Genomic DNA, 26,928 nt, shown 5'->3' with positions numbered 1-26,928 from the left:
CCATGACGGCGATCGCCGACATTCCGGAAGCACCGCGCGCCGCCCGCCGCCCGCAGATCGGCAATCCGGTGCTGCGCTGGCTGCGCGCCAATTTGTTCTCGTCGATCCCGAACGGCATCCTCTCGGTCGTGTTGCTGGCGGTGCTCGCAAAAGGCCTTTTCAGCTTCGCGCAATGGGGCATCGCCAATGCGATCTGGCTCACCCCGGCGAACGATTCCAGCGCCTGCCGCGCGGTACGCGGCGTCGGTGCATGCTGGGCGATCATCCCCGAAAAATACCGCTTCATCCTGTTCGGCACCTATCCGTTCGACGAGCAGTGGCGGCCGGCGCTGGCGGTACTGCTGTTCATCGCCCTGTTCTATCTCTCCACCCGCCGCGCCTTATGGCGGCGCGAGTTGGCCTATCTCTGGATCGGAGCGCTCGCGCTGATCAGCGTGCTGATGTGGGGCGGCATACTCGGCTTGTCGTTCGTCTCGCAGGACCGTTGGGGCGGCTTGCCGGTGACGCTGATCCTGGCGACCTTCGGTCTGGCCTTCGGCTTCCCGCTCGGCATCCTCGTCGCGCTTGGCCGGCGCTCAAAACTGCCGGCGATCCGCTCCCTCACCGTGCTCTATGTCGAGCTGATCCGCGGCGTGCCGCTGGTCAGCCTGCTGTTCATGGCGAGCGTGATGTTTCCGCTGTTCATGCCGAACGGATTCAACATCGACAAGCTCCTGCGCGCGCAGGTCGCGATCATCCTGTTCGCGGGTGCCTATCTTGCCGAAGTCATTCGTGGCGGCCTCCAGGCCGTGCCGCGCGGGCAATACGAGGCGGCTGACGCGCTCGGCCTGTCCTACTGGCGCAAGAACAGGCTGATCGTCCTGCCGCAGGCGATCCGCCACGTCATCCCGCCGCTGGTCAACACCTTCATAGCCTTCTTCAAGGACACCAGCCTGGTCCTGATTATCGGTATCTTCGACCTGCTGACGACGGCCAAGACCGCGATCATCGATCCGGCGTGGCAGCAATTCTCCGTCGAAGTCTACATCTTCGTCGCCGGGATCTATTTTGTCTTCTGCTTCGCGATGTCGCGGTATAGCCGGAGCCTGGAGGCGACAAGCGGAAGGTGACTATCTCTCTTGTCCCGGACAAGGTGCAGCGCGACGCGCTGCGCCGCGTCCGGGGCACGAGAGCGGAGGCCTACTTCTTCACTCGCGGATCAATCGGCGTCGTGCCGCGCAGGCCCAGGATATCCTCCAGCGTCTTCGCACCGGCGATCACCTGCGCATCCGCGCGCGGAGCCCCGACGACCTGCAGGCCGACCGGAAGTCCCGATGCGGTGAAGCCGCACGGCAGCGACAGCGCCGGACAGCAAGCGAGCGTGATAGCGTAGACGATGCCGAGCCATTCGACGTAGTTGTCGAACCTCTTGCCGGCGCATTCGGCGACATAGCGGTGCTCGATCGGGAAGGGCGGCACGATCGTGGTCGGTACCAGCAGCAGATCGTAGCTCTTGAAGAACTCGATCGCGCGCGCGGTCATGCCGACGCGCTGCGCCTCGGCGCGTTCGAGCTGCTCGACAGTGAGCTTGAGGCCTTCCTCGATGTTCCAGATCACCTCGGGCTTGAGCAGGTCGCGCTTGGTGCGCAGCAGCTGCGCCTTGCTGATCGCGAAGTCGAACGCACGCAGCACGTGGAAACACTCATGCGCCTCGCGCCAATCCGGATGCGCCTCCTCAACGATGGCGCCGGCTTCGGCAAAGCGTTCCCCCGCCTTTCGCGTGATCGCTTTGACCTCGGGATCGACCGGCGTGATACCGAGGTCTGGCGAGTAGGCGATGCGCTTCGGCTTGCTGCCTGACTGCGCTACCGAGAGAAACGACGCCAAGGGCGCCGGCAATGACAGCGGGTCGGCGGCATAATCGCCGCTCATGGCATCCAGCAGCAGCGCGAGATCCTCGACGTTGCGGGCCATCGGGCCAACGACGCCGAGATTGCGGTCGATGGCCGCTTTCGGCGTGTGCGCGACACGACCGATGCTCGGCCGCATGCCCACGACGCCGCAGAAAGCTGCCGGACTGCGCAGACTGCCGCCCATGTCGGAGCCTTGCGCGAGCCAGGCCATGCCGGTGGCGAGCGCAACGGCCGCGCCGCCTGACGAGCCGGCTGCCGATTTGGACGTATCCCAGGGATTGAGGGTTGCGCCGAACACCTCGTTGAAGGTGTTGGCGCCCGCACCGAACTCCGGCGTGTTCGACTTGGCATAGACGACCGCGCCGTTGGCCTCGAGATTTTCGACTAGGATATCGGACGTCGCCGGGATGTTGTCCTTGAAGATCGGCGAGCCCTGGGTGTTCAGCACGCCAGCAACATCGGTCAGATCCTTGATCGGCAGCGGCAGGCCTGCGAGCAATCCGCGCGCCCCGGCCGGCTTCCGCATCAGCGCCTTTGCGCTATCCCGCGCGCGATCGAAGCACAGCGTCGGCAGCGCGTTGACCTTGCCATCGACTTGACCGATGCGCTTCTCCAGCACATCCAAGAGCTCCAGCGGCGAGACGTCGCCGGACCGCAGCTTGTCGACGACGGTGCACGCGGTTTCGCGGATCAGGTCTTGAGACAACTATTTTACTCCTGTGCTTGTTCTAGGCTCCGTTATTGCGAGGAGCGAAGCGACGAAGCAATCCAGACTTTTGCCGCAGATACATTTCTGGATTGCATCGCTTCGCTCGCAATGACGTGGACAGACTTAACTTAACCCCATCCCGCGCTGATGCCGCCGTCCACCGTGTAGATCACGCCTGACGTGTAGCCCGCGCGATCTGACGCCAGGAACGCCATGAGGTCGCCGATCTCGCGCGCATGCGCAGGCCTGCCGAGCGGCAGGCTCTTCTGGAATTCCTTGTAGCGGCTCTCGTCGCCGAATTGGTGCTTTGCCCGCGTCTTCAGCAAGGTGACGTGACGGTCGGTGCCCACAGGGCCGGGATTGATGCCGACCACGCGGATGTTGTCGGCGAGGCTCTTGCCCCCGAGCGCGCGGGTGAAGGCCATCAGCGCGGCATTGCCGGCGCTGCCGCAAATGTAGTTGGCGTCGAATTTCTCGCCGGCCGCGCCGATGTCGTTCACGATCACGCCGCCGCCCTTCGCCTTCATCTGCGCATAGATCATGCGCGTGAGGTTGATGTAGCCGAACACTTTCAATTCCCAGGCGTGGCGCCAGGTCGCCTCGTCGATCTTGTCGATGGAGCCGCCGGGAATGTCGCCGGCATTATTGACGAGGACGTCGATGTCGGCGGCTTCCTTGGCGAGCCGCGCCAAATCCTCGCTCTTACGCAAATCGACGATGCTCGTGGCGGCATTGATCTGGTGCGCCGAGCGCAAGCGCTCGGCCAGAGCCTTGAGCTGATCGCCGTTGCGGGCGGCGAGGAGGAGATGGCAGCCTTCCTCGGCAAAGGCCTCGGCGGCAGCTGCGCCGATGCCCTTGGACGCGCCCGTGATCAGGACGCGCTTGCCACGCAGATGCAGATCCATGGGAGTAACTCGCAGGAGAGGAACGGGAATAAAATCAGTAGGCGGTCGGCCGCGCCATGGTCAACATTGCAGTGCAGCGTTGCACTGCCGCCGCGTTTGGTCCATTGCAGTGCGGTCAAAAAGGCGGCGGCTGCCGGAGCAATCAAGGACGTTCTCGATGAGCAAGAAACAATACCGGATCGCGGTCATTCCCGGCGACGGCATCGGCAAGGAAGTGATGCCCGAAGGTCTGCGCGTTCTGGAGACCGCGGCGAAGAAGCACGGGGTGTCGCTTCATTTCGATCATTTCGACTTCTCGTCCTGGGAGTATTACGAGAAGCACGGCCAGATGATGCCGGACGATTGGAAGGATAAGATCGGCAAGCACGATGCCATCTACTTCGGCGCGGTCGGCTGGCCGGCCAAGATTCCGGATCACGTCTCGCTTTGGGGTTCGCTGATCAAGTTCCGCCGCGAGTTCGATCAATATGTGAATTTGCGCCCCGTGCGGCTGATGCCGGGCGTACCGTCGCCGCTGGCAAACCGCAAGCCCGGCGACATCGATTTCTGGGTGGTGCGCGAGAACACCGAAGGCGAATATTCCTCCGTCGGCGGCCGCATGTTCCCGGACACCGACCGCGAGTTTGTGACGCAGCAGACGGTGATGACCCGCATCGGCGTCGATCGCATCCTGAAGTTTGCGTTCGAACTCGCGCAGTCGCGGCCGAAGAAGCACCTGACCTCGGCGACCAAGTCGAACGGCATCTCCATCACCATGCCCTATTGGGACGAGCGCGTGGAGGCGATGGCGAAGAAGTTCCCGGGCGTGAAGTGGGACAAGTACCACATCGACATCCTGACGGCGAACTTCGTGCTGCACCCGGATTGGTTCGACGTCGTGGTCGGCTCCAATTTGTTTGGCGACATCCTGTCCGATCTCGGCCCGGCCTGCACCGGCACCATCGGCATCGCGCCGTCGGGCAACATCAACCCCGAGGGCAATTTCCCGTCGGTGTTCGAGCCGGTGCACGGCTCGGCACCCGACATCGCGGGGCAGGGCATCGCCAATCCGATCGGCGCAATCTGGTCCGGCGCGATGATGCTCGAGCATCTCGGCGAGAAGATAGCCGGCAAGTCGATCGTCGAGGCGATCGAGCGCACGCTGGCGGAGCGCACGCTCCGCACCAAGGATCTCGGCGGCAACGCCGACACCACGGCTTGCGGCAAGGCGGTTGCGGATATGGTGGATTAAGCCGAGTCACCAACTACGTACGGGGTCGTCCCGGCGAAGGCCGGGACCCACAACCCCAGGGAGTGGTTGTGGAGTGAAGCTGGTAACTCCGAGCCTTCGTCAAACTGCTTTTTGTGGTTATGGGTCCCGGCCTTCGCCGGGACGACACCGGTTGTAATGACTTAGCCCGCAATCTTCTCAATCGCGGCTTGATCCAGCCCAAACTGCTTCCCAGCTTCCAAAATATCCCGCCAGGTGGTCGGATCGACCGGAATACCCTCAGCCAGCCGCTTCTTCTTCGTCTCGCGCTCGGGCTCGCCGGCGATCTTCACCTTGTCGACGCCGGCGGCGGGCGGCGAGCCGGTGTGCCAGGCGACGAAGCTCTCGACTTCGCGCGCGAGATTCTCGGCGGTGCCGAGCTTGTTCGGGTCGATGACGATCGAGAGCATGCCGTTGAGGACGTTGTGCTTGCCGTCGGAGGGGCCCTTGACCACCTGCCCGCCGGAGAGCGCGCCGCCGAGGATTTCGCACACCAGCGCGAGCCCCGACCCCTTGTGCTCGCCGAACGGCAGGATGGCGCCGTGCGGCGGGATCACGGTGTAGCGCGGGTTGGTGGTCGGCTTGCCCTCGTTGTCGATGATCGTGCCGGGCTCGAGCTCGACGCCCTTGTTGTGGGCGACGCGGGTTTTGCCCTGCGCGATCCTGCTGGTGGCAAAGTCGAGCACGATGGGGTCCTTGCCCGCGCGCGGGATGCCGACGCAGAACGGGTTGGTGCCGTGGCGCCCATCGCTGCCGCCCCACGGCGCCACGATCGGGCGCGAGATCACGTTGACGAAGTGAATCGAGACCAGTCCGTGGTCGATGCACTGCTCGGCCCAGTGGCCGATGCGCCCGATATGGTGCGAATTGGAGAGGCCCACGAGACACACGCCGTTGCGCTTGGCGCGCTCGGCCGCCAGCTCCATCGCTTCATGGCCGATCACCTGGCCGTAGCCGGTGAGGCCGTCGAGGGTGAGAAGCGGACCGGTGTCGAGCACGATCTTGACGTGCTGGTTCACGGCGAGGCCGCCCGTGGTGACGCTCTGGACATAGCGCGGGATCATGCCGACGCCGTGGGAGTCGTGTCCCTTGAGATTGGCCTCGACCAGATTGGTGGATACGAGCTCGGCCTCGCGGTCCGTGGAGCCGCCGGCCTTGACGATGGCGCTGATGGCTTCGATGAGCGGCTGTGCCTTGATGGTGCGATAGTCGGCCATTGTTGGTGCTCTCATCCCTTCACGATCCGGCGGCAGTGCTCCCACGCCGCGCCAATCAGGTTCTCGCTCGCCTCCGGGGTCCGGAACGCCGAATGCGCCGACAATGTCACGTTTGGCAGTTTCGTCAGCGGATGATCGCCGGGCAATGGCTCGATGTTGAAGACGTCGAGGCCGGCATGGCGGATGTGGCCCGACTTCAGCGCATCGATCATGGCGATCTCATCGACAACGGCAGCGCGGGCGGTGTTGATGAGGATGACGCCCGGCTTCATCTTCGCGATCATCTCGCGGGTGATCATGCCGCGCGTCTCGTCGTTGAGCAGCAGATGCAGCGACACGACGTCTGCTCTCGCCAACACCGTATCGAGATCGGCGAATTCCACGCCCGGATAGCTCTTCGGCGAGCGGTTCCAGGCGATTACCTTCATGCCGCTGCCCGAGGCGATGCGCGCGACTTCAGCGGCAATACCGCCGAAGCCGATCAGGCCGAGCGTCTTGCCGGTGAGCTGCATGCCGTCTTCGCGGAGCCAGTTTCCGCCGCGCATCTCGCGGTCCATCATCGCGATGACGCGGGCCGAAGCCCACATCAGCGCGATCGCGCATTCCGCGACCGCCGTGTCGCCGTAGCCTTTGATCAGGTGCACGGAGATGCCGAGCTCGGCGAGCTCCTCCGGGTTCATGTAGCTACGGGCGCCGGTGCCGAGGAACACGACGTGCTTCAGGCCTGCGCACTTCTTTGCGACATCGGTCGGCAGCGCGGTGTGGTCGACGATCGCGATCTCGGCGCCGTCGAGGATTTCAGGATATTGTTCGGGCTTGATGTCGGGATCCCTGTGGATCCGCACCTTGGGATCGCCCGGCTGCTCCAGCCGCTCCATGATCATGGCGAGAGCTTCATTGGCGTCGACGAAAACTCCGCGCATGGTTCTCTCCGGTCAGGATGCGACGCCGGCGATCGCCAGCACCGTGTGCATGAGGACATTGGTGCCCGCGGCGCAATCGGGCTGCGTGGCGTCTTCGAGCTCGTTATGGCTGATGCCGTCCTTGCAGGGCACGAACACCATTGCGGCCGGGATGATTGTGTTGAGGTTGCAGGCATCGTGGCCCGCGCCGGAGGTGATGCGGCGAGAGGAGTAGCCGAGCGTCTTTGCCGCGTTCTCGACTGCCGCAATCAATCTGGGATCGAAATGCGTCGGCGGCTTGCGCCAGACCAGGTCGATCTTCACCTCGACCTTGCGGCGTGCGGCGATCTCGGCAATCGCGCTGCGAAGATCGCGATCGAGCGCATCCATGATCGCGCCATCGGCGCTGCGGCAATCCATCGTGAAGGCGATCTCGCCGGGAATGACGTTGCGCGAGGGGTTTGCGATCACGGCCTCGCCGATGGTGCCGACTGCCTTTGGCCCATGCCTCTTCGCAATGGCTTCCATCGCCAGCACGATCTCGGACAGCGTCGCCAGCGCATCGCGCCGCAGCGGCATCGGCGTCGACCCGGCATGGCTCTCGAAGCCGGAAATCTTGCCGTCGTACCAAAGTACGCCCTGGCCGGAATCGACGACACCGATGGTCTTTCCTTCGGCTTCCAGGATCGGGCCCTGCTCGATGTGCAATTCGACGAAGCAGCCGAGCTTCTGGAAGCCGACCGGCTTGTCGCCGCGATAGCCGATCCCGTCGAGCGCCTGGCCGACGGTGGTGCCGTCGGCGTCCTTGCGCGACAGGATGTCGTCGGTGGTGAAGTCGCCGACATAGGCGGCGGAGGCCATCATCGCGGGAGCGAAGCGCGAGCCCTCTTCGTTGGTCCAGTTGACGACGCAGATCGGCGCCTCGGTCTCGATCCCGGCGTCGTTCAACGTGCGGATCACTTCCAGCGCACCGAGCGTTCCCAGAATGCCGTCATACTTGCCACCGGTGGGTTGCGTGTCGAGATGCGAGCCGATGCCGACGGGCGGCTTCGACATGTCGCGTCCCTTGCGCAGGCCGAACTGCGAACCGAGCGCATCGGTGTGCACCTCTAAGCCGGCGTCCTCGCAGGCCTTGCGGAACCAGTCGCGCACCTGCTTGTCCTCGGCGCTCAGCGTCAGCCGCCGCACGCCGCCCTTGGCCGTCGCGCCGAACTGCGCGGTCTCGTGGATGGAGCCCCAGAGGCGGGCGGAATCGATTTGCAAATTGGTGGCGGCTCGGCTCATGCGGTCAGTCTCTCAGTAATCCGGCGCCTGTTTCAATGACGCGCCGGCGCGGGCGCGTCAACTGTAAGGCTGCCCTGCGCAATCTGACATGCAAGCTCTGCGACCCGCTCCACCGCCACGACATCGGGCGAGGCGAGCCAGCTGGCGGTGAATGTCAGCGGCGCGATTTTGAGATCGGTGTCGAGCAGTTGCAGGCGCCCGTCTGCGAGCTCGCTCTCGACGATGGCGTCGGGGATCACGGCAATGCCGAGGCCCTCGACCGCCATGTGAATCACGGTCGCAAGCGAGGCGGAGGCGTGCAGCCGGATCGGCGGCAGCTCCGGCCGGTCGAACACCTCGCGCACGACCTCGTAAGGCTTGGTCTTGCGCGGGAAGGTGATGATCGGAAAGCGCGCGAGATCCGCCGGCGTCACTGGACCCTTGCCGAGCCCGAGCGAAGGACTCGCCAGAAAGCCGATCGGATAGTCGGCGAGGACGCGGTTGTGCACCCCGGAGGCTGAGAGCGGACCGACGACGAAGGCAAGCTCGATTTCCTGCGCAAGCAGGCGCGCGGTCAGGTTCGGCGTGATGTCGACCTCGATCTCCAGCGACAGGTTCGGGTAGACTTCGTTCATGCTCTTTACGAGCCGCGGCAGCCAGGTGTGCACGATGGTTTCGGCGACGCCGAGCCGCATCACGCCGCGCATCGCCGAGCGGTCGCCGATCTCGGCGATCATCGCGGCGCGCAGGCCGATCAGCTTCTCCGCATAGACCATCATCTGCCGGCCGCTTGGCGTCGGCGAGGCCACGCGGTGGTCGCGGTTCAACAGCTTCACCCCCATCTCGCGCTCGAGCTGGGCGATGCGCTGCGAGATCGCCGGTTGGGTCGTGTTGAGGCGTGCTGCGGCGCCGCGAAAGCTGCCGAGCTTCACAACCCAAAGGAACGTCTCGATCGATCTGAAGTCCAGCATTGGAGGGATTTTCCTGCTCGATAAAAGAAATTTATCGATATTGATTAGAAAGGAAGATTAGACTTTATAGCACGCGTGGTGTTGGCTTGTCTTTGTCGAGTTTATAGGCAGGTCGATCTCATGACTGTTTTGGTGGCAGTGCAGCAAACTGAAACGCCCGACACGCTCCCGAGCCGCAAGGCGCGGCTTGCCTACCGCGAGGGGCTGGTCGCCTCCACCGCCGGCGTCGCCCCCGGCTTCGTCCAGGGCAATCTGGCGATCCTGCCGGCGGAACATGCCGGCGCCTTTCACCGCTTCTGCCAACTCAATCCCAAGCCGTGCCCGATCATCGGCATGTCCGATGTCGGCAGTCCGCACATCCCCGCGCTTGGCGCCGATCTCGACATCCGCACCGACGTGCCGCGCTATCGCGTCTGGCGCGACGGCGATGTCGTGGACGAGCCGACCGACGTCACCAAATACTGGCGGGACGATCTCGTGACCTTCGTGCTGGGCTGCTCGTTCTCGTTCGAAGAGGCGCTGCTCGACGAGGGCATGCCGATCCGCCACATCGAGCACAATGTGCGCGTGCCGATGTATCGCACTAACATCGCCTGCGGCGAGTCCGGTCCCTTCGCCGGTCCCATGGTGGTGTCGATGCGTCCGTTCAAGCCGGCGGATGCGATCCGTGCGGTGCAGATCACCTCGCGCTATCCGGCCGTGCACGGCGCGCCCGTGCATCTCGGCCATCCGCATCTGATCGGCATCAAGGACATCGCCAAGCCCGATTACGGCGATCCGGTGCCGGTCGCCGACGATGAGATCCCGGTGTTCTGGGCCTGCGGCGTGACGCCGCAATCGGTTATCAACGCCGCAAGGCTGCCGTTCGCGATCACGCATTCGCCGGGCCTGATGCTGGTGACGGATCTCAAGAACAGGACCATGGCCGTGATTTAGTGGGCAGCGTTTGCTGCTTCTTCGAGCTTTACCGCATCCATCAATCGCTTCATTCGATCAGCCGAAATTCAGTAACAGGGGACTTTGCCATGACGATCACTCGCCGCGACGTATTGTTGGGAGCCACCGCTACGGCCGCGCTGGTGCCGCTGGCAGCACGCGCACAGACTTCCGAAGTCGTGATCGGCGTGATCTATCCGTTCTCCGGCGGCAGCGCGCAGCAGGGCGTCGACGCGCAGAAGGCGTATGAGACCGCGCTCGAGGTCATCAACAAGGACACCGATTTCGACCTGCCGCTGGCCAAGGGCGCGGGCCTGCCGGGTCTCGGCGGCGCCAAGGTCCGCCTCGTCTTCGCCGACCACCAGGCCGATCCGCAGAAGGGCCGTGCCGAAGCCGAGCGCCTGATCACGCAGGAGAAGGTCTGCGCCATCATCGGCACCTATCAGAGCGCGGTCGCCGTCACCGTCAGCCAGATCTGCGAGCGCTACCAGATCCCGTTCGTCTCCGCCGACAACTCCTCGCCGAGCCTGCATCGCCGCGGCCTCAAATATTACTTCCGCGCCTCCCCGCACGACGAGATGTACTCGGCCGCGATGTTCGACTTCTTCGATGCCTTGAAGAAGAAGGGCACCAAAATCGAGACGCTGTCGCTGTTCCACGAGGACACCATCTTCGGCACCGATTCCGGCAACGCCCAGGCCAAGATCGCCGGCGAGCGTGGCTACAAGATCGTCTCCGACATCAAATATCGCGCCAACTCGCCCTCGCTCTCGGCCGAGGTGCAGCAACTCAAGAGCGCGAACGCCGACGTGCTGATGCCCTCGAGCTACACCACCGATGGCATCCTGCTGGTGAAGACCATGGGCGAGCTCGGTTACAAGCCGAACGCGATCGTGGCGCAGGACGCCGGCTTCTCCGAGAAGGCGCTCTACGACGCCGTCGGCGACAAGCTCGAAGGCGTGATCTCGCGCGGCACCTTCTCGCTCGACCTCGCGCAGAAGCGCCCGATGGTCGGCAAGATCAACGAGATGTTCAAGACGCGGTCGGGCAAGGATTTCAACGATCTCACCTCGCGTCAGTTCATGGGCCTGATCATCCTCGCCGACGCCATCAGCCGCGCCAAGTCGACCGACGGCGAGAAGATCCGCGACGCGCTCGCCGCCACCGACATCCCGGGCGAGCAGACCATCATGCCCTGGAAGCGCGTCAAGTTCGACGAGATGGGCCAGAACAACGACGCTGACCCTGTGCTGCTGCAATATGTCGGCGGCAAGTTCGTCACCATCTTCCCGCCGCAGGCCGCGATCGCCGAGGCGATCTGGCCGATGAAGTAAGACACGGCGAGCGGGAGCACAGATCGTAGCTCCCGCCCTCATCCTGAGGAGCGGGCGCGCAGCCCGCGTCTCGAAGGACGAGGGCTGGGCCATCCTTCGAGACGCGCGCGGTGCGCGCTCCTCAGGATGAGGACGTAGTTCGGGGGACAGACTTTTGACAGCCCAAACCATTATCCAAAGTCTCGCGAGCGGCCTTCTCATGGGCCTGCTCTACGGACTGATCGCCGTCGGTCTCGCGCTGATCTTCGGCCTGATGGACGTCGTGAACTTCGCCCATGGCGAGTTCCTGATGATCGCGATGTATGTGAGCTTCTTCCTGTTCACGTTCTTCGCCATCGACCCCTTGCTGTCGGCGCCGCTGGTGGCCGCCGCGCTGTTCGTATTCGGAGCGGTCGTCTATTTGTTGATCGTACGCTTCGCCATGCGGGCCAAGGCCAATGCCGGCATGGTGCAGATCTTCTCCACCTTTGGCCTCGCCATCGTGATGCGCGGCCTCGCGCAATTCTTCTTCACGCCCGATTATCGCAGCGTTCCGCAGTCCTGGCTCGGTGGCAAGACGATCTCGATCGCCGGCGTCTTCCTGCCCGAGCCGCAGCTCATGGGTGCGCTGGTTTCGATCCTGGCCTTTGCCGGCCTCTACTTCTTCATCCATCGCACCGATTTCGGTCGCGCTCTGGAGGCCACCCGTGAAGATCCCGGCGCGGTGGCCCTCGTCGGCATCGACAAGAATCGCGTGTTCGCGCTCGGCTGGGGGCTTGGTGCCGCGCTGGTCGGTCTCGCCGGAGCGATCATGGCGAGCTTCTTCTATATCTATCCCGACGTCGGCGCGTCCTTTGCGCTGATCGCCTACGTCACGGTCGCGCTCGGCGGCTTCGGCAGCGTGTTCGGCGCTTTCGCCGGCGGGATCATCGTCGGCCTGGTCGAGGCCACCACCGCGCTGGTGTTGCCGCCGTCGCTGAAATCGGTCGGCATCTACGCCGTCTACCTGCTGGTCGTCTTCATCCGGCCGCGCGGCCTGTTCGGATCGATGTGATGGACAAGGATTTTGCCGCGCGGCGCCGCCGCGACCTCATCATCGCCGCGGTGCTGACCGCCCTGGCGGCGGTCGCTCCCCTGCTCATCAAGGACGTCTACGTCCAGAACATCCTGATCCTGACCTTGATGTATGCGGCGCTGTCGCAGAGCTGGAATATTCTCTCCGGCTATTGCGGCCAGATCTCGCTGGGACATGCGCTTTATTTCGGCATCGGCGCCTACACCACCGAGCTGCTGTTCACCAAGTTCGGCGTGCTGCCCTGGTTCGGCATGCTCGCCGGCGGCGCAGTCGCGGCCGCGATCGCGATGGGGCTCGGCTATCCCTTCTTTCGCCTGCGCGGCCATTATTTCGTGATCGCGACCATCGTCATCGCCGAGATCGGGCTGCTGCTGTTCCAGAACTGGGAATGGGCGGGGGCCGCGATGGGAATCACCATTCCGGTGCGCGGCGACAGCTGGCTGAAATTCCAGTTCATGCGCAGCAAGCTGCCGTACTTCTATTTCGCACTGGTGCTGTGCAGCCTCGCCTGGTTCGTCACCTGGTGGCTGGAGGACTCCAAATGGGGCTTCTGGTGGCGCGCGGTAAAGGACAATCCGGAAGCGGCCGAGAGCCTCGGGGTCGTCGTGTTCAATTCCAAGATGGGCGCGGCTGCCGTCTCCGCCTTCCTCGTTGCCATTGGCGGCGCCTTCTATGCGCAGTTTCTCGCCTATATCGATCCTGAAAGCGTCATGGGCTTCCAGTTCTCGCTGCTGATGGCGTTGCCGGCCGTGCTCGGTGGCATCGGCACCCTCTGGGGACCCGTGTTAGGGGCGGCCATCCTGATCCCGATGACGGAGCTGACGCGCTCCTATATCGGCGGCTCGGGCCGCGGCGTCGACCTGATCGTCTACGGCACGCTGATCGTGCTGATTTCGCTCGCCCTGCCGCAGGGTTTGGTGAGCCTGTTCTCTCGTGCGAAGCGGAAGGGAGCCACGCGATGACCCCGCTGCTTGAAACCCGCGGCGTCTGGCAGCGCTTCGGCGGCCTCGTCGCCAACAGCGACGTCTCGATCTCGGTCGGCCGCGGCGAGATCGTCGGCCTGATCGGCCCGAATGGAGCCGGCAAGTCGACGCTGTTCAATCTCATCGCCGGCGTGCTGCCGCCGACGCAAGGCTCGATCTGGTTCGACGGCGAGGATGTCACCAGCATGCCGGCCGCCGAGCGCTGCCAGCGCGGCGTCGGGCGCACCTTCCAGGTCGTCAAGAGCTTCGAGACTATGACCGTTATCGACAACGTCATCGTCGGCGCTCTCGTGCGCAACACCGTAATGCGCGAGGCCCGCCGCAAGGCGCATGAGGTGCTGGAGTTCACCGGCCTTGCCGCGCGCGCCAACGTGCTCGCGAGCGACCTCGTGCCGGCCGAAAAGCGCCGCCTCGAAGTCGCGCGCGCGCTTGCAACAGAACCGAAATTGCTGCTGCTCGACGAAGTCCTCACTGGTCTTACGCCGACCGAGGCGCAGACCGGTGTCGCGCTGGTGCGCAAGGTGCGTGACGCCGGCATTGCCGTGCTGATGGTCGAGCACGTTATGGAGATCGTGATGCCTTTGGTCGACCGCGCCATCGTGCTCGACCTCGGCAAGGTGCTGGTCGAGGGCAAGCCCACTGAAATCGTCCGCGATCCCAAGGTGATCAGCGCATATCTGGGAGATCGTCATGCTGTCGGTGCGTGAAGTCACGACCGCCTATCAGGGCCTGGTCGCGATCTCCGCGGTCAGCATTGAGGTCGCCAAGGGCGAGATCGTCTGCGTCGCCGGCGCCAACGGCGCGGGCAAGTCGACGCTGCTCAAATCCATCGCCGGCGCCGAGCGCCCGCGTTCGGGTACGGTGACGTTCGACGGCAAGCGCCTCGACGGGATGGCGCAGCATCATATCACGGCCACGGGCATCGCCTATGTGCCGGAGAACCGCCGCTTGTTTCCGCGCCTCTCCGTGCGCGACAATCTGCGCCTCGGCAGCTATCTCTACCGCGGCGAGGCCGACCGCGAGAGCCCGCTCGATCTCGTGTTCCAGCTGTTTCCGCGCCTCTCCGAGCGCCTGGAGCAGCGCGCCGAGACGCTAAGCGGCGGCGAGCAGCAGATGCTCGCGATCGGCCGTGCGCTGATGACGCGCCCGCGGCTGTTGATGCTCGACGAACCCTCACAGGGCATCATGCCGAAGCTTGTCGACGAGATCTTCCAGGCTGTGAAGCACATCCGCGATGCCGGCATGACCGTGCTGATCGTGGAGCAACGCATGGCGGAGTGCCTCGAGATCGCAGACCGCGCCTACATCCTGCAAACCGGCCGCGTGCTGATGCAGGGTGCGGCAAGCGAGATCAAGGGCAATCCGGACGTGCGCAAGGCGTATCTGGGGCTGTAGCCGCGAAGTGTTGGGCACGCTCGCGCAACACACTCGGCGTCATCGCCCGCGAAGGCGGGCGATCCAGTATTCCAGAGGCCGTTGTGATTGAGCCGAGAAGCTGCGGCGTACTGGATTCCCCGCCTTCGCGGGGAATGACAGCGGTGAGTAGGGCGGTGTTAGTTCGCCCTCGGCTGCACGAGGCTCAATGCTCGTGCCCATGCTCCGGCAGGGGCAGCCCAAACACCTTCATCAGATCCATCACCTGCTCCGGCGACAAATACCGCGGGTTCATCCCGCGCAGCAACAGATACAGCTTCGCCGTCTCCTCCAGCTCCTCCGTCGCGAACACCGCTGCTTCCAGCGTGTCGCCCGCGACGACCGGGCCGTGATTGGCGAGCAGCACGGATGAGTATTTCCCCGCCAGCCCCCTGATCGCATCGGCGACCGCGGGATCACCCGGGCGGTAATAAGGCACGAGCGCGGTGGCGCCGCATTTCATCAGATAATAAGCGGTCATCGGCGGCAGCGCAGCGCGCGGCTCGATCTCCGGGAGCATCGACAGCGCGACCGAATGGGTGGAATGCAGATGCACGATCGCCCTTGCGCTCCCGCACGTGGCGTAGAGCGCATTGTGCAGCGGAACTTCCTTGGTCGGCGCATCGCCCGAAACCAGTCGGCCCTGATCGTCCAGCCGCGACAGTTTTGCGGGATCGAGGAAGCCGAGCGAGGCATTGGTCGGCGTCACCAGCCAGCCGCCGCCGTCCAGCCTGACGCTGATATTGCCGGAGGAGCCGGGCGTCAGCCCACGCTCGAACAGGGACCGTCCGAAGCGGCAAATGTCTTCGCGGAGCCGTGTCTCGTTGCTCATGGCCGTCATGTCCGTTTGTCTCACGCTTTGGCAGCGCGGCCAAGCCGTGTTAATCGGTTGCCAAGCTGCCGCAAAGGGCGGCCGTCCGGGAAACGTCGCAAGGATCAGTTGCATGTCCGCCTCCACGTCACAGAATCAGCGCATCGCCGTCATCGGGCTCGGCTCGATGGGGTTTGGCATGGCGACTTCGCTGAAGCGCGCCGGTCATGTCGTCACCGGCTGCGACGTCTCGGCTGATGCGGTCGCGCGCTTCGTGACGGAGGGCGGCGCCGGCGCCAAGACGCCGGCTGAAGCCGCCAAAGGCGCCGACATCGTCGTCAGCGTCGTCGTCAATGCCGCGCAGACCGAGACCATCCTGTTCGGCAAGGATGGCGTCGCCGAAACCATGGCCGAGGACAGCGTCTTCCTGTCGTCGGCGACCATGGATCCCGACGTGGCGCGGCGTCTCGCCAAGCAGTTGGAGGCGACCGGCCGGCACTATCTGGATGCGCCGATCTCCGGCGGGGCGCAGCGCGCAGCGCAGGGCGAGCTGACGATCCTCGCCTCCGGCAGTCCGGCTGCGTTTGAGAAAGCGCGGCCCGCGCTCGATGCCATGGCCGCAAAGCTCTACGAGCTCGGCGATGCCGCAGGCCAGGGCGCCGCCTTCAAGATGATCAACCAGTTGCTCGCCGGCGTGCATATCGCCGCGGCCAGCGAGGCGATCGCGTTCGCGGCCAAGCAGGGTCTTGATATCCGCAAGGTCTATGAGGTGATCACGGCGTCCGCCGGAAACTCCTGGATGTTCGAGAACCGCATGCCGCACGTGCTCGACGGCGATTACACGCCGCGCAGTGCGGTCGAGATCTTCGTCAAGGATCTCGGCATCATCCAGGACATGGCGCGCAGTGCCAGATTCCCGGTTCCGGTCTCCGCCGCAGCACTCCAGATGTTCTTGATGACATCAGCCGCCGGCATGGGCCGCGACGACGATGCGTCGGTGGCGCGGATGTATGCGCAGGTCACCGGCGTGAAGCTGCCCGGCGACAAGTAGACAAGAGGATTCCGATGCCCCGTTTTGCCGCCAATCTCTCGATGATGTTCACCGAGGTGCCGTTCCTCGACCGCTTCGATGCCGCTGCGGCAGCCGGCTTCACGGCGGTCGAGTTTCTCTTTCCCTATGAGCATCCGGCCGAGGCGGTCGGCGAGCGGCTCAAGCGCAACGGCTTGACCCAGGCGCTGTTCAACCTCCCGCCGGGCGACTGGAATGCCGGCGAGAAGGGCTTTGCGGCGCTCCCGTCGCGATTCCCCGAGCTCAAGGCGAGCCTGGAGACCGCGCTGCCCTACGCCAAGGCAACCGGCGTCAAGCGTTTGCATTTGATGGCGGGCATCGCCAACCGTGGCGAGCGCGTCGCCATCGAGGCGTTCTACAAATCAGTGGCGTGGGCCGCCGAGTTCTTTGCGCCGCACGGCATCGACATCGTGCTCGAGCCGATCAATGCGCGCAACGTGCCCGGCTATTTCCTCAACGATTTCGGCTTCGCGCGCGACCTGATCCAGGAGCTGCGGCTTCCGAACCTGAAACTGCAGTTCGATATTTATCACTGCCAGATCATCCATGGCGACGTCACGATGCGGCTGCGCGAGATGATGCCGGTGATCGGCCACATCCAGATCGCCAGCATCCCCTCGCGCAACGAGCCTGATGGCGAGGAGCTGAACTATCCGTTCCTGTTCGACGAACTCGACCGGCTCGGTTATGCCGGCTTCGTCGGCTGCGAATATAATCCGCGCGGCAAGACCACCGACGGCCTTGCCTGGTTCAAGCCTTATGCGGGAGTGAAGTCGTGACAGTTGCAGCGAAAATCTCTCTTGGCTGCATTGCCGACGACTACACCGGCGCCTCCGACCTCGCCAACACGCTGACGCGCGCCGGCTTGCGCACCGTGCAGACCATCGGCGTGCCCGCGGACGATCTCGCGCTGCCCGAGGTCGACGCCGTCGTGGTGTCCTTGAAGAGCCGCTCGATCGAAGCCGGTCTTGCCGTATCGCGCTCGCGTGCGGCGGACAAATGGCTGCGCGGCCGTGGCGCCGGCCACGTGCTGTTCAAGATCTGCTCGACCTTCGATTCCACCGATGCCGGCAATATCGGCCCGGTGATGGACGCGCTGCGCGCCGATTGCGGCGAGGCGGCCGTGCTGGTGACGCCGGCGTTTCCGGAGACCGGCCGCACAGTCTACCAGGGCAACCTGTTCGTCGGCGCCGTGCCGTTGAACGAGAGCCCGCTGAAGGACCATCCGCTCAACCCGATGCACGATTCCAACCTGGTGCGCGTGCTGGCGCGCCAGAGCAAGGCGCAAATCGGCCTCATCGACCTCGCCACCGTCACGCGCGGCGCGGATGCCGTGCGGACGCGGCTCGCCGAACTCGCGGGCAAGGGCATTGGCGCGGCGATCATCGACGCCGTGTTCGACCACGACCTCGAAACCATCGGCCTCGTCGCTGTCCAGCATCGGTTGTCGGTCGGCGCCTCCGGCATGGGTCTTGGGCTGGCGCGAGCGCTGGTCTCGACAGGCAAGGTCAAATCGACAGCGGCGAGCAGCGAGGCGGGGGGAGCGGTCGGCGGACCGGCGGCGTGCCTGGCCGGAAGCTGCTCGCAGGCGACGCTTCAGCAGATCGCGAATGCCGAGCGCGTCATGCCGGTGCTGCATCTCGATCCGGACCGTATTACTACGGGCGAGGACGAGGCGCAGCGCGCGCTGGCCTGGGCGAAGCCGCGACTGGCGGACGGTCCGGTGCTGATCGCGTCGAGCTCGACACCGGATCAGGTCGCCGCGCTCCAGGCGCGCCACGGCCGCGACTCGACCGGGCACGCTATCGAGCAGGCGATGGCCGACATTGCCCAAGGTCTGGTGCAGGCCGGCGTCAAGCGACTGGTCGTTGCCGGCGGGGAGACATCCGGCGCCGTGGTCGACCGATTGAAGATTCCGGGATTTCTCGTCGGAGTAGAGATTGCGGCGGGCGTCCCGGTGCTGCGCGCGGTCGGTGCTGAAAAAGGCGACATGCTGCTCGCCTTGAAGTCCGGAAATTTCGGCGGGCCCGAGTTTTTCTCCGATGCGCTTAGGCTCATGCGCTGAGCGCAGGGCTTTTTTAGCGTCGTGTTCACTTGTTTCAGGCTTCCGTACTCGTACGGAGTCGTCGTTAACGTCTGCTCAGGTGCTCTGGTGTTGGATGTCGGTGCTGCTCCCTTAGGTTGATTCGTAGACTTCCGGACGCGCCGCCGCGCCAGCACAAAGAGACTCCATATGCTCGCCACCATTTCCATCCGCGCCAAGATCATCAGTGTCGTGGCGTTCCTGCTGGTCGCGATGGCCGGCATGGGCCTGCTCGCCGTCATGAAGATGCGGTCGATGAATGCCAACACCGTCGACATCACCACGAGCTGGATGCCCAGCGTGCGCGTGCTCGGCGACCTGCGTGCCGGCGTCATCACTTACCGCAACGTCATCCGGGAGCACATGCTGTCGGAAACGCTGGACGAGAAGCTCGCGGCAGAGAAGACGCTTGCGACCGTGATCGAGGCCAACACCAAATTCCGCAAAACTTACGAGGACATGATTACCTCGCCTGAAGAACGGGCACTCTACGGTGAATGGTCCAGGTTCTGGGACGATTACAAGAAAGGCACCCAGGAGGTCATGGCGCTGTCGCGCAAGGAGGCCGGCAAGGTCCCGCACGAGGCGCATGAGCTGAACACCAAGACGGTCAACAAGATCGGGCTTCAGGCCGACGAGATCCTGCGCAAGGACATCGAGCTCAACACCAAGGGTGGCGACCAGGCCGCGCAGGATGCCGCCAACAGTTACTATTATGCCTTCATGCTCGTCTCGATCATCCTCGGCGCAGCCGTGATCATCGGCATCGGCGTCGGCTTCTACCTCGTCCAGGACGTCTCCAGCGGCATCAATTCGATCATTGAGCCGATGCAGGCGCTGGGCAAGGGCGAGCTTTCCGCCGAAGTCCCTCATCGCGGTGAGAAGACCGAGATTGGTGCCATGGCCGAGGTGCTCCAGATCTTCAAGGAAGCGCTGATCGCCAAGAAGGCCGCCGACGAGGCTGCCGCCGCCGATGCCGAAGCCAAGATCGAGCGCGGCCGCCGCGTCGACAACATCACCCGCGAATTCGAAACGATGATCGGCGAGATCGTTCAGACCGTGTCGTCGGCGTCGACCCAGTTGGAGGCCTCGGCCTCGACGCTGACCTCGACCGCCGACCGCTCCCAGCGGCTGGCGACCACGGTTGCCGGAGCGTCGGAGGAGGCCTCGACCAACGTGCAGTCGGTGGCCTCGGCCACCGAGGAGATGGCCTCATCGGTCGGCGAGATCAGCCGTCAGGTGCAGGAATCTGCGCGGATGGCGGGCGACGCCGTCGGCCAGGCGCGCACCACCACCGAACGCGTCAGCGAGCTCTCCAAGGCAGCCTCGCGCATCGGCGACGTCGTCGAGCTCATCAACACCATCGCCGGCCAGACCAACCTTCTGGCGCTGAACGCGACCATCGAAGCCGCACGCGCCGGCGAAGCCGGCCGCGGCTTTGCGGTCGTCGCCTCCGAGGTGAAGGCGCTCGCCGAGCAGACCGCGAAGGCGACCGGTGAGATCGGCCAGCAGATTTCCGGCATCCAGGCGGCGACCAACGACTCGGTCGGCGCCATCAAGGAGATCTCGTCGACCATCGAGCGTCTGTCGGAGATTTCGTCGGCGATCGCGGCGGCCGTGGAAGAGCAGGGCGCGGCGACCCAGGAGATCGCCCGCAACGTCCAGCAGGCAGCGCAGGGCACCCAGCAGGTTTCCTCCAACATCACCGACGTGCAGCGCGGCGCGACCGAGACCGGCACGGCCTCCTCGCAGGTGCTGTCGGCGGCGCAGATGCTGTCGAACGACTCGAACCGGCTCAAGACCGAAGTCAGCAAGTTCCTGACCAACGTCCGCGCGGCCTAGGCTGGCAGGCACGGAATTCCTGAAAGCGGCGTCCGCGGACGCCGCTTTTTTTACGCGGGGAACAGCGGCTTCTGTCATCTTTCGGGCCTGAGCTGCATATCTGGAATGCGATTTCGCAGTGCGATAGCAGGGAAGTTACCGCAGGTGCCGCAGCGTCGTTGGCCATTTGTGCGGTCTTCAGGTAAATCAGCCGAGGAACCCGCGGGGGCGGTGTTTCCGGTCCCTGATCTGGAATTGCCCAACGAATGATTGCTCTGGTCCGTATTGCCCTGAGCCGGCCCTACACGTTTGTCGTGCTCGCGCTCCTGCTCCTGATCATCGGACCGCTGGCGGCGCTGCGGACGCCGACCGACATCTTCCCGGACATCCGCATCCCCGTGATCGGGGTGGTCTGGCAATACACCGGCCTGCCGCCCGACCAGATGTCGGGCCGCATCACCACGCCGTTCCAGCGCGCGCTGACCACGACGGTCAACGACATCGAGCACATCACCGCCAATTCCTATAACGGCTTTGGCATCATCAAGATCTTCTTCCAGCCGAACGTCGACATCCGCACCGCCAATGCGCAGGTCACCGCGATCTCGCAGACGCTGATCAAGCAGATGCCGCCGGGCGCGACGCCGCCTCTGATCCTGAACTACTCCGCCTCCACCGTGCCGATCGTCCAGGTGGCGCTGTCGGGCGACGGGCTGACCGAGCAGAACCTCGCCGATATCGGCATCAACCAGCTCCGTACGCCGCTGGTCACCGTGCCTGGCGCCGCGATCCCGTACCCGTTCGGCGGCAAGCAGCGCCAGATCCAAATCGACCTCGACCCGACCGCGCTCCAGGCGAGGGGCCTGTCCGGCCAGGACGTCGCCAATGCGCTGGCGGCCCAGAACCTGATCACGCCGGTCGGCACCCAGAAGATCGGGCAGTTCGAATACATCATCCAGCTCAACAACTCGCCGCTGAAGATCGACGAGCTCGGCAATCTGCCGATCAAGGCCGTCAATGGCGCGATGGTCTATGTGCGCGACGTCGCGACCGTCAGGGACGGCAACCCGCCGCAGACCAACATCGTCCATGTCGACGGCAACCGCTCGGTGCTGATGATGGTGCTGAAGGCGGGCGCGACCTCGACGCTCGACATCATCGCGGGCATCAAGCAGAAGGTGATCGACGTCAAGGACCAGCTGCCGGACGCGCTCAAGATCGGCTTCATCGGCGACCAGTCGGTATTCGTCCGGGGCGCCATCGAAGGCGTCGCGTTCGAAGGCGTGATCGCGGCGCTGCTCACCAGCGTCATGATCCTGCTGTTCCTCGGCAGCTGGCGCTCGACCGTGATCATCGCGGTCTCGATCCCGCTCTCCGTGCTCGGCGCCATCATCATGCTGTCGGCGATCGGCGAGACGCTGAACATCATGACGCTCGGGGGCCTCGCGCTCGCGGTCGGCATTCTCGTCGACGACGCCACCGTGACGATCGAGAACATCAACTACCATCTGGAGCAAGGCAAGCCGGTCGAGCAATCGATCCTCGACGGCGCCAACCAGATCGTGACGCCGGCCTTTGTCTCCCTGCTGTGCATCTGCATCGTGTTCGTACCGATGTTCTTTCTCACCGGCGTGGCGCGCTTCCTGTTCGTGCCGATGGCGGAAGCGGTGATGTTCGCGATGATCTGGTCGTTCCTGCTGTCGCGCACGCTGGTGCCGACCATGGCGAACTATTTGTTGCAGGCGCATGTCCACCACGAGGACGGTCCGCCGAAGTCGCGCAATCCCCTGGTCTGGTTCCAGCGCGGTTTCGAGGCTCGCTTCGAGCGCATTCGCGGTGGCTATCACAATTTCCTCCGGCTCGCGCTCGCGCACCGTCCGGTGTTCGTGATCGGCTTCCTCTGCGTGGTCGGCGCGTCGTTCGCGCTGGTGCCGTTCCTCGGGCGCAACTTCTTCCCCGCGGTCGATGCCGGCAACATCCTGATGCACGTCCGCACCCAGGTCGGCACCCGCGTGGAGGAGACCGCAAACCAGCTCGCCGACGTGCAGAAGGCGATCCGCAAGCTGATCCCGGGCGAGATCGACACGCTGACCGACAACATCGGCATGCCGATCTCCGGCATCAACATGACCTACAACAACACCGGCGTGATCGGCCCGCAGGATGGCGACATCCAGATCAAGCTGAAGGAAGGCCACAAGCCGACGGAGGAGCATGTGCGCGTGCTGCGTGAGCAACTGCCGCGGCTGTTCCCCGGCGTCAGCTTCGCCTTCCTGCCCGCCGACATCGTCAGCCAGATCCTGAACTTCGGCGCGCCGGCGCCGATCGACCTGCAGATCCGCGGTGCCAATCTCAGCGCTAACTTCGCGTACGCCAACAATCTGCTGGCCAGGGTCCGCAGGATTCCCGGCGTCGCGGATGCGCGCATCCAGCAGTCGCCGAACAATCCGACCTTCAACATTGATGTCGACCGCACCCGCGCGCAATATGTAGGCCTGACCGAGCGCGACGTCACCAACAGTCTCGTGGTCAACCTTGCCGGCTCCTCGCAGGTGGCGCCGACCTATTACCTCAATCCGGATAACGGCGTGTCCTATTCGATCGTGATGCAGACGCCGCAATACCAGATGGATTCGCTCAGCGCGCTTCAAACGTTGCCGATCACGGCCGTCGGCAATTCGCAGTCGCCGATCCTCGGCGGCATCGCCGATATCAGGCGCTCGACCTCGAGCGCGGTGGTCTCGCAATACGACATCCAGTCGATGGTGCAGATCTTCGCCACGACATCGGGCCGCGATCTTGGTGCGGTCGCGACCGACATCCGCCAGGTGATCGCCGACACCGCGAAGGAGGTGCCGAAAGGCTCTTCCGTGGTGCTGCTCGGCCAGGTGCAGACCATGAACAGCGCCTTCACCGGCTTGTTGTTCGGCCTGCTCGGAGCGGTCGTCCTGATCTATTTCCTGATCGTCGTGAACTTCCAGTCCTGGTCCGATCCCTTTGTGATCATCACGGCGCTGCCGGCCGCGCTCGCCGGCATCGTCTGGATGCTGTTCGCCACGGAGACGACGCTGTCGGTGCCCGCGCTGACCGGCGCCATCATGTGCATGGGCGTTGCCACCGCCAACAGCGTACTCGTGATCTCGTTCGCGCGCGAGCGCTACGAAGAGCTCGGCGATCCCATCGCCGCGGCGCTGGAAGCCGGCTTCGTCCGGTTCCGCCCGGTGCTGATGACCGCGCTCGCCATGATCATCGGCATGGCGCCGATGGCCTTGGGGCTCGGAGAGGGCGGCGAGCAGAATGCGCCGCTCGGCCGCGCCGTGATCGGCGGCCTGATCTTTGCAACTTTCGCCACGCTGATGTTTGTTCCCGTGGTGTTCAGCATGGTACACAAGAAGCAAGGCGCCAAAGCGGCCGCCTCCCTGGAGACCCCGCATGTCGCCCACTGAATCCCGCTCCCCGGTGTCGCACCGGAAACTGGGCATTTTCGGCGTGGTGGCGCTGATCGCGGCGGGGCTGGTCGTGGGCACCGGCATCCGTGCCCGCGAGGAGCAGGGCTCAAGGCTGAAGGCATGGACCGATGACCAGGCCGTTCCCAGCGTCGCGGTGACGCTGCCTAATGGCAAGGCTCTCAATTCGACCATCGACTTGCCGGGCCGTCTCGAAGCCTATTATCGCGCGCCGATCTTTGCCCGCGTTCCCGGCTATCTCAAAAGCTGGAGCGCCGACATCGGTGCGCGGGTGAAGGCCGGTCAGGTGATCGCCGAGATCGAGGCGCCCGACCTCGACCAGCAACTGCTTCAGGCCCGCGCCGACCTCGCCAGCCAGCAGTCCAGCGCCAGGCTGTCGGAAGCCACCCTCAACCGCCGCAAGACGCTGGTCGCCTCCAACTTCGTCTCCGCGCAGGAGATCGACGAGCGTACCGCCGATCTCTCCAACAAGAACGCGGCGGTTCGCTCGGGCCAGGCCAATGTCGAGCGGCTCGAGGCGCTCGCCGGTTACAAGAAGATCACCGCTCCGTTTGACGGTGTGGTTACGGCGCGGGACACCGACGTCGGTGCGCTGATCAATTCAGGCGGCGGCTCGGGCCCGGCGATGTTCGTGGTCTCCGACATCACCAAGCTGCGCGTCTACATCAACGTTCCCCAGAACTACGTGCCCGCGATCAAGATCGGCGCCAAGGCCGCCATCGTGCTGCCGGAGTATCCGAACCGGACCTTCCAGGCGACGGTGGAGGCCTCCTCCCAGGCGGTTGATGTCGCCTCCGGCACGACGCGCATGCAACTCGGTCTCGACAATTCCTCAGGCGAGCTGATGCCCGGTGGCTACGCCAGCGTGAAGCTCAGCCTGCAGCGCGATGCCGCGCCGCTCAGCATTCCCGCGAGCGCGCTGATCTTCAACGGCAACGGCCTGCGCGTCGCAACCGTCGGTCCGGACGACAAGGTGCTGTTCAAGCCCGTGACCATCGCCCGTGATCTCGGCCGCGAGATCGAGCTCGCCTCCGGAATTGCAGCGGATGACCGCGTCATCACGGCACCACCGGATGGCCTCTCCGACGGCGACCAGGTCCGCGTGACCGGCGCCGGCGCCAAGGGCAAGCCGGCGACCGCGTCCGAGAAGCAGGCGCCGAAGGGGTAGGTTTCTTCACCTCGCCCCGCTTGCGGGGAGAGGTCGATCGCGAAGCGATCGGGTGAGGGGGACTCTCCGCGAGTCCAACTCTCACCGTCCTTGCGGAGACTCCCCCTCACCCCACCCTCTCCCCGCAAGCGGGGCGAGGGAGACCACTACGCCGCCCGCCACTCCGGCACGCCATCGGCGGCCACCGTGATCTCGCCCAGCGAACCCACCGGCGTCCTGTTCATGTCGAGCAAATGCGCCAGCGTCGCCGTGTCGCTCGCCGGAATCCGCGCCAGCGTGCGCCTGTCGTCTTCCGTCCGCAGCATCACCACGCCGTGCTCGACATCGCCGGCCCGGCCGTAGAGCACCGTAAAGCTCTCGACCTTGCCTTTGCCCGAGACATCCGTGACGAACTCCGGCACCGCGCGCCTGTTGCTGTCTGCCGCCGCCTGCACGCTCGTCTCCTGTGCCAATGCCTCACGCGGCGGCACCTTCGACACCACCAGCGCATGATGCTTGGTGACGAAGCCGCCTTGGCCGTAGAGCAGGCCGAGCTTTGCGCCGTCGCGCACACGCCGCACCATCGCGCAGGCTGCATGCGTCATGTAGGTGTTGAGCGGTGCGCCGAAGAAGGTGAGGCCGCCGGTCACGGTCGGCCGCACGTCCGCACCCAGGCCCAGCGTCCGCCGCGCCATCTTGGGCACGCACGGGAAGCAGCTATAGAGCTCGATCGCGTCGAACGTCTTGCCGTCGCCGCCGACGAGATCCATCACGGCCTTCAAAACGGCGTTCTGCGAATGGCTCTCGTAAAACTGGTCGCGCAACAGATAGTCGCGCGGCTCCTCGGCCGAGCCGCCGCCGAGCGGGTAGACGAGCTTGTCCTCGGCAATGCCTGCCGCACGCGCCTTGGCGAGGCTGGTGAGCAGCAGCGCGCCGCCCATGTTGACGCTAGGGTTGGCAACCATGAGCTTGTTGTAGGGCCAGGCGATCAGGCGGTTGTCCGCCGTCGGTGTCGCGATTTCCTCCGGCGCATAGCGCCGCTTCAGCCAGGCATTCGGATTTTGCGCGGCGGCTTCGGAATAGCGCGACCACAGCACGCCAGACTCTGCCATCGCGTCGCGCGGCGTCTGCCCCCAATGCGCGGAGGAGGCCGCCTCGTAGAACGGATACACCGTGACCGGCCGGAACACGCCGAGCTCCACGGCCAGCGGCTTCTGGAATGCCGCGCCGCGCTTCGGCTCCTCGACATCATGCGCGAACGGCGTCCATGGCAGCTTCGCGCCGGCGCGCTCGGCCTTGGTCGCCGTCGACTGTGCCTCCGCGCCGCAAACTGCGGCAACACTGCATTCACCGCGCGCGATGCGCTTTGCGGCTTCGTGAATATAGCGGATCGGGCTCTCGCCGCCGACCGGCCCGTAATAGCAATGCGAAGGCGTGATGCCGAGCCGCTGCGCCAGCAGTTTTTCCGGATCGCGATAGCGCCAGCTCAGGAAGTTGACGACGTCGAGCGATTGCGCCTCGCCGAGCAGCCTTGTGCCGGCATCTGCTTCCGCGCGCCGCAGCGCCTGTTCGAGCAGGTCGAGCGGCTCGAGGCCATCGGTGATCTCCTTGGGGCGATCGACGATCTCGCCGACGCCGACGATGACGGGGATGCGGTCTTCGGGGGTATTGGTCATTTCTTCGTGGTTCGCTTTCTAGATCT

Annotated in this window: 22 protein-coding genes; 14 read left to right on the top strand and 8 right to left on the bottom strand. The window is 64.8% G+C overall.

The window, feature by feature from the left end; genetic code table 11:
* Window positions 1–2: 2 nt before the first annotated feature.
* A complete protein-coding gene (locus AC0L21_RS23155; protein WP_473264101.1) occupies window positions 3–1,109 on the top strand; it encodes an amino acid ABC transporter permease in 1,107 nt (368 codons plus the stop codon).
* Between the two features lie 70 nt (window positions 1,110–1,179).
* On the opposite strand, the gene AC0L21_RS23150 is transcribed toward AC0L21_RS23155, so the two are convergent.
* Both AC0L21_RS23150 and AC0L21_RS23145 read right to left on the bottom strand, forming a co-directional pair.
* Entirely contained in the window at window positions 1,180–2,598 is a 1,419-nt protein-coding gene (locus AC0L21_RS23150) for an amidase (protein WP_473264100.1), read from the bottom strand.
* 131 nt (window positions 2,599–2,729) lie between these two features.
* Window positions 2,730–3,506: an SDR family oxidoreductase gene (locus AC0L21_RS23145; RefSeq protein WP_473264099.1), complete on the bottom strand. Its 777-nt coding sequence runs from the start codon at window positions 3,504–3,506 to the stop codon at window positions 2,730–2,732.
* A gap of 157 nt (window positions 3,507–3,663) precedes the next feature.
* On the opposite strand from AC0L21_RS23145, the gene AC0L21_RS23140 reads away from it, so the two are divergent.
* A complete protein-coding gene (locus tag AC0L21_RS23140) occupies window positions 3,664–4,737 on the top strand; it encodes a tartrate dehydrogenase (RefSeq protein ID WP_473264098.1) in 1,074 nt (357 codons plus the stop codon).
* 161 nt (window positions 4,738–4,898) lie between these two features.
* Here AC0L21_RS23140 and AC0L21_RS23135 read toward each other — a convergent pair whose 3' ends face one another.
* Genes AC0L21_RS23135 through AC0L21_RS23120 form a run of 4 tightly spaced genes read right to left on the bottom strand, consistent with a single transcriptional unit; the run spans window position 4,899 to window position 9,108 of the window.
* Entirely contained in the window at window positions 4,899–5,972 is a 1,074-nt protein-coding gene (locus AC0L21_RS23135; RefSeq protein ID WP_473264097.1) for a malate/lactate/ureidoglycolate dehydrogenase, read from the bottom strand.
* Between the two features lie 11 nt (window positions 5,973–5,983).
* A complete protein-coding gene (locus AC0L21_RS23130) occupies window positions 5,984–6,895 on the bottom strand; it encodes an NAD(P)-dependent oxidoreductase (RefSeq protein WP_473264096.1) in 912 nt (303 codons plus the stop codon).
* A gap of 12 nt (window positions 6,896–6,907) precedes the next feature.
* Window positions 6,908–8,158, bottom strand: coding sequence for an allantoate amidohydrolase (locus tag AC0L21_RS23125; protein WP_473264095.1), 1,251 nt, complete (start codon window positions 8,156–8,158; stop codon window positions 6,908–6,910).
* A gap of 32 nt (window positions 8,159–8,190) precedes the next feature.
* On the bottom strand, window positions 8,191–9,108 hold the full coding sequence (locus AC0L21_RS23120; protein WP_473264094.1) for a LysR family transcriptional regulator: 918 nt from the start codon (window positions 9,106–9,108) through the stop codon (window positions 8,191–8,193).
* A 120-nt stretch (window positions 9,109–9,228) separates the two neighbouring features.
* On the opposite strand from AC0L21_RS23120, the gene AC0L21_RS23115 reads away from it, so the two are divergent.
* From AC0L21_RS23115 to AC0L21_RS23090, 6 genes are all read left to right on the top strand, one after another.
* Window positions 9,229–10,044: a putative hydro-lyase gene (locus AC0L21_RS23115; RefSeq protein ID WP_007607957.1), complete on the top strand. Its 816-nt coding sequence runs from the start codon at window positions 9,229–9,231 to the stop codon at window positions 10,042–10,044.
* 89 nt (window positions 10,045–10,133) lie between these two features.
* Window positions 10,134–11,378 (top strand): ABC transporter substrate-binding protein, encoded by a 1,245-nt coding sequence (locus tag AC0L21_RS23110; protein ID WP_473264093.1) that lies wholly within the window; start codon window positions 10,134–10,136, stop codon window positions 11,376–11,378.
* Window positions 11,379–11,532: 154 nt separating this feature from the next.
* Window positions 11,533–12,411: a branched-chain amino acid ABC transporter permease gene (locus AC0L21_RS23105; RefSeq protein ID WP_026233279.1), complete on the top strand. Its 879-nt coding sequence runs from the start codon at window positions 11,533–11,535 to the stop codon at window positions 12,409–12,411.
* Entirely contained in the window at window positions 12,411–13,394 is a 984-nt protein-coding gene (locus AC0L21_RS23100) for a branched-chain amino acid ABC transporter permease (RefSeq protein ID WP_473264092.1), read from the top strand. The genes AC0L21_RS23105 and AC0L21_RS23100 overlap by 1 nt, the downstream gene beginning before the upstream one ends.
* The gene (locus AC0L21_RS23095; RefSeq protein ID WP_473264091.1) at window positions 13,391–14,122 is read left to right on the top strand and encodes an ABC transporter ATP-binding protein; all 732 of its coding nucleotides are present in this window, start codon (window positions 13,391–13,393) and stop codon (window positions 14,120–14,122) included. Before AC0L21_RS23100 ends, AC0L21_RS23095 begins: the two co-directional genes overlap by 4 nt.
* Window positions 14,106–14,810, top strand: coding sequence for an ABC transporter ATP-binding protein (locus tag AC0L21_RS23090; protein ID WP_473264090.1), 705 nt, complete (start codon window positions 14,106–14,108; stop codon window positions 14,808–14,810). The genes AC0L21_RS23095 and AC0L21_RS23090 overlap by 17 nt, the downstream gene beginning before the upstream one ends.
* A gap of 184 nt (window positions 14,811–14,994) precedes the next feature.
* Here the strand turns inward: AC0L21_RS23090 and otnC are convergent, their stop codons facing one another.
* Window positions 14,995–15,669 carry a 3-oxo-tetronate 4-phosphate decarboxylase gene (gene otnC, locus AC0L21_RS23085; RefSeq protein WP_473264089.1) on the bottom strand — a complete coding sequence of 225 codons (675 nt, stop codon included), beginning with the start codon at window positions 15,667–15,669 and terminating at the stop codon, window positions 14,995–14,997.
* Between the two features lie 103 nt (window positions 15,670–15,772).
* On the opposite strand from otnC, the gene ltnD reads away from it, so the two are divergent.
* The 6 genes from ltnD (at window position 15,773) to AC0L21_RS23055 (ending at window position 25,247) form a co-directional block, all read left to right on the top strand.
* Complete coding sequence (gene ltnD / locus AC0L21_RS23080) at window positions 15,773–16,690, top strand: L-threonate dehydrogenase (RefSeq protein WP_473264088.1); 918 nt, start codon at window positions 15,773–15,775, stop codon at window positions 16,688–16,690.
* 14 nt (window positions 16,691–16,704) lie between these two features.
* Window positions 16,705–17,487 carry a 2-oxo-tetronate isomerase gene (gene otnI, locus AC0L21_RS23075; RefSeq protein ID WP_473264087.1) on the top strand — a complete coding sequence of 261 codons (783 nt, stop codon included), beginning with the start codon at window positions 16,705–16,707 and terminating at the stop codon, window positions 17,485–17,487.
* Window positions 17,484–18,773, top strand: coding sequence for a 3-oxo-tetronate kinase (gene otnK / locus AC0L21_RS23070; protein ID WP_473264086.1), 1,290 nt, complete (start codon window positions 17,484–17,486; stop codon window positions 18,771–18,773). The genes otnI and otnK overlap by 4 nt, the downstream gene beginning before the upstream one ends.
* Window positions 18,774–18,941: 168 nt before the next feature.
* On the top strand, window positions 18,942–20,633 hold the full coding sequence (locus AC0L21_RS23065; RefSeq protein ID WP_473264085.1) for a methyl-accepting chemotaxis protein: 1,692 nt from the start codon (window positions 18,942–18,944) through the stop codon (window positions 20,631–20,633).
* A gap of 245 nt (window positions 20,634–20,878) precedes the next feature.
* The gene (locus AC0L21_RS23060; RefSeq protein ID WP_473264084.1) at window positions 20,879–24,058 is read left to right on the top strand and encodes an efflux RND transporter permease subunit; all 3,180 of its coding nucleotides are present in this window, start codon (window positions 20,879–20,881) and stop codon (window positions 24,056–24,058) included.
* Complete coding sequence (locus AC0L21_RS23055; RefSeq protein WP_473264083.1) at window positions 24,045–25,247, top strand: efflux RND transporter periplasmic adaptor subunit; 1,203 nt, start codon at window positions 24,045–24,047, stop codon at window positions 25,245–25,247. Before AC0L21_RS23060 ends, AC0L21_RS23055 begins: the two co-directional genes overlap by 14 nt.
* Window positions 25,248–25,393: 146 nt before the next feature.
* Here the strand turns inward: AC0L21_RS23055 and AC0L21_RS23050 are convergent, their stop codons facing one another.
* Window positions 25,394–26,902, bottom strand: a complete 1,509-nt coding sequence (locus AC0L21_RS23050) for an acetyl-CoA acetyltransferase (protein ID WP_473264082.1) — start codon at window positions 26,900–26,902, stop codon at window positions 25,394–25,396.
* Window positions 26,903–26,928 lie beyond the last annotated feature (26 nt).

The organism is Bradyrhizobium sp. WSM4873, assembly GCF_055811355.1.
Note: the sequence above shows the minus strand (reverse complement) of the source record. Positions and strands in the feature narration are given on the sequence as shown.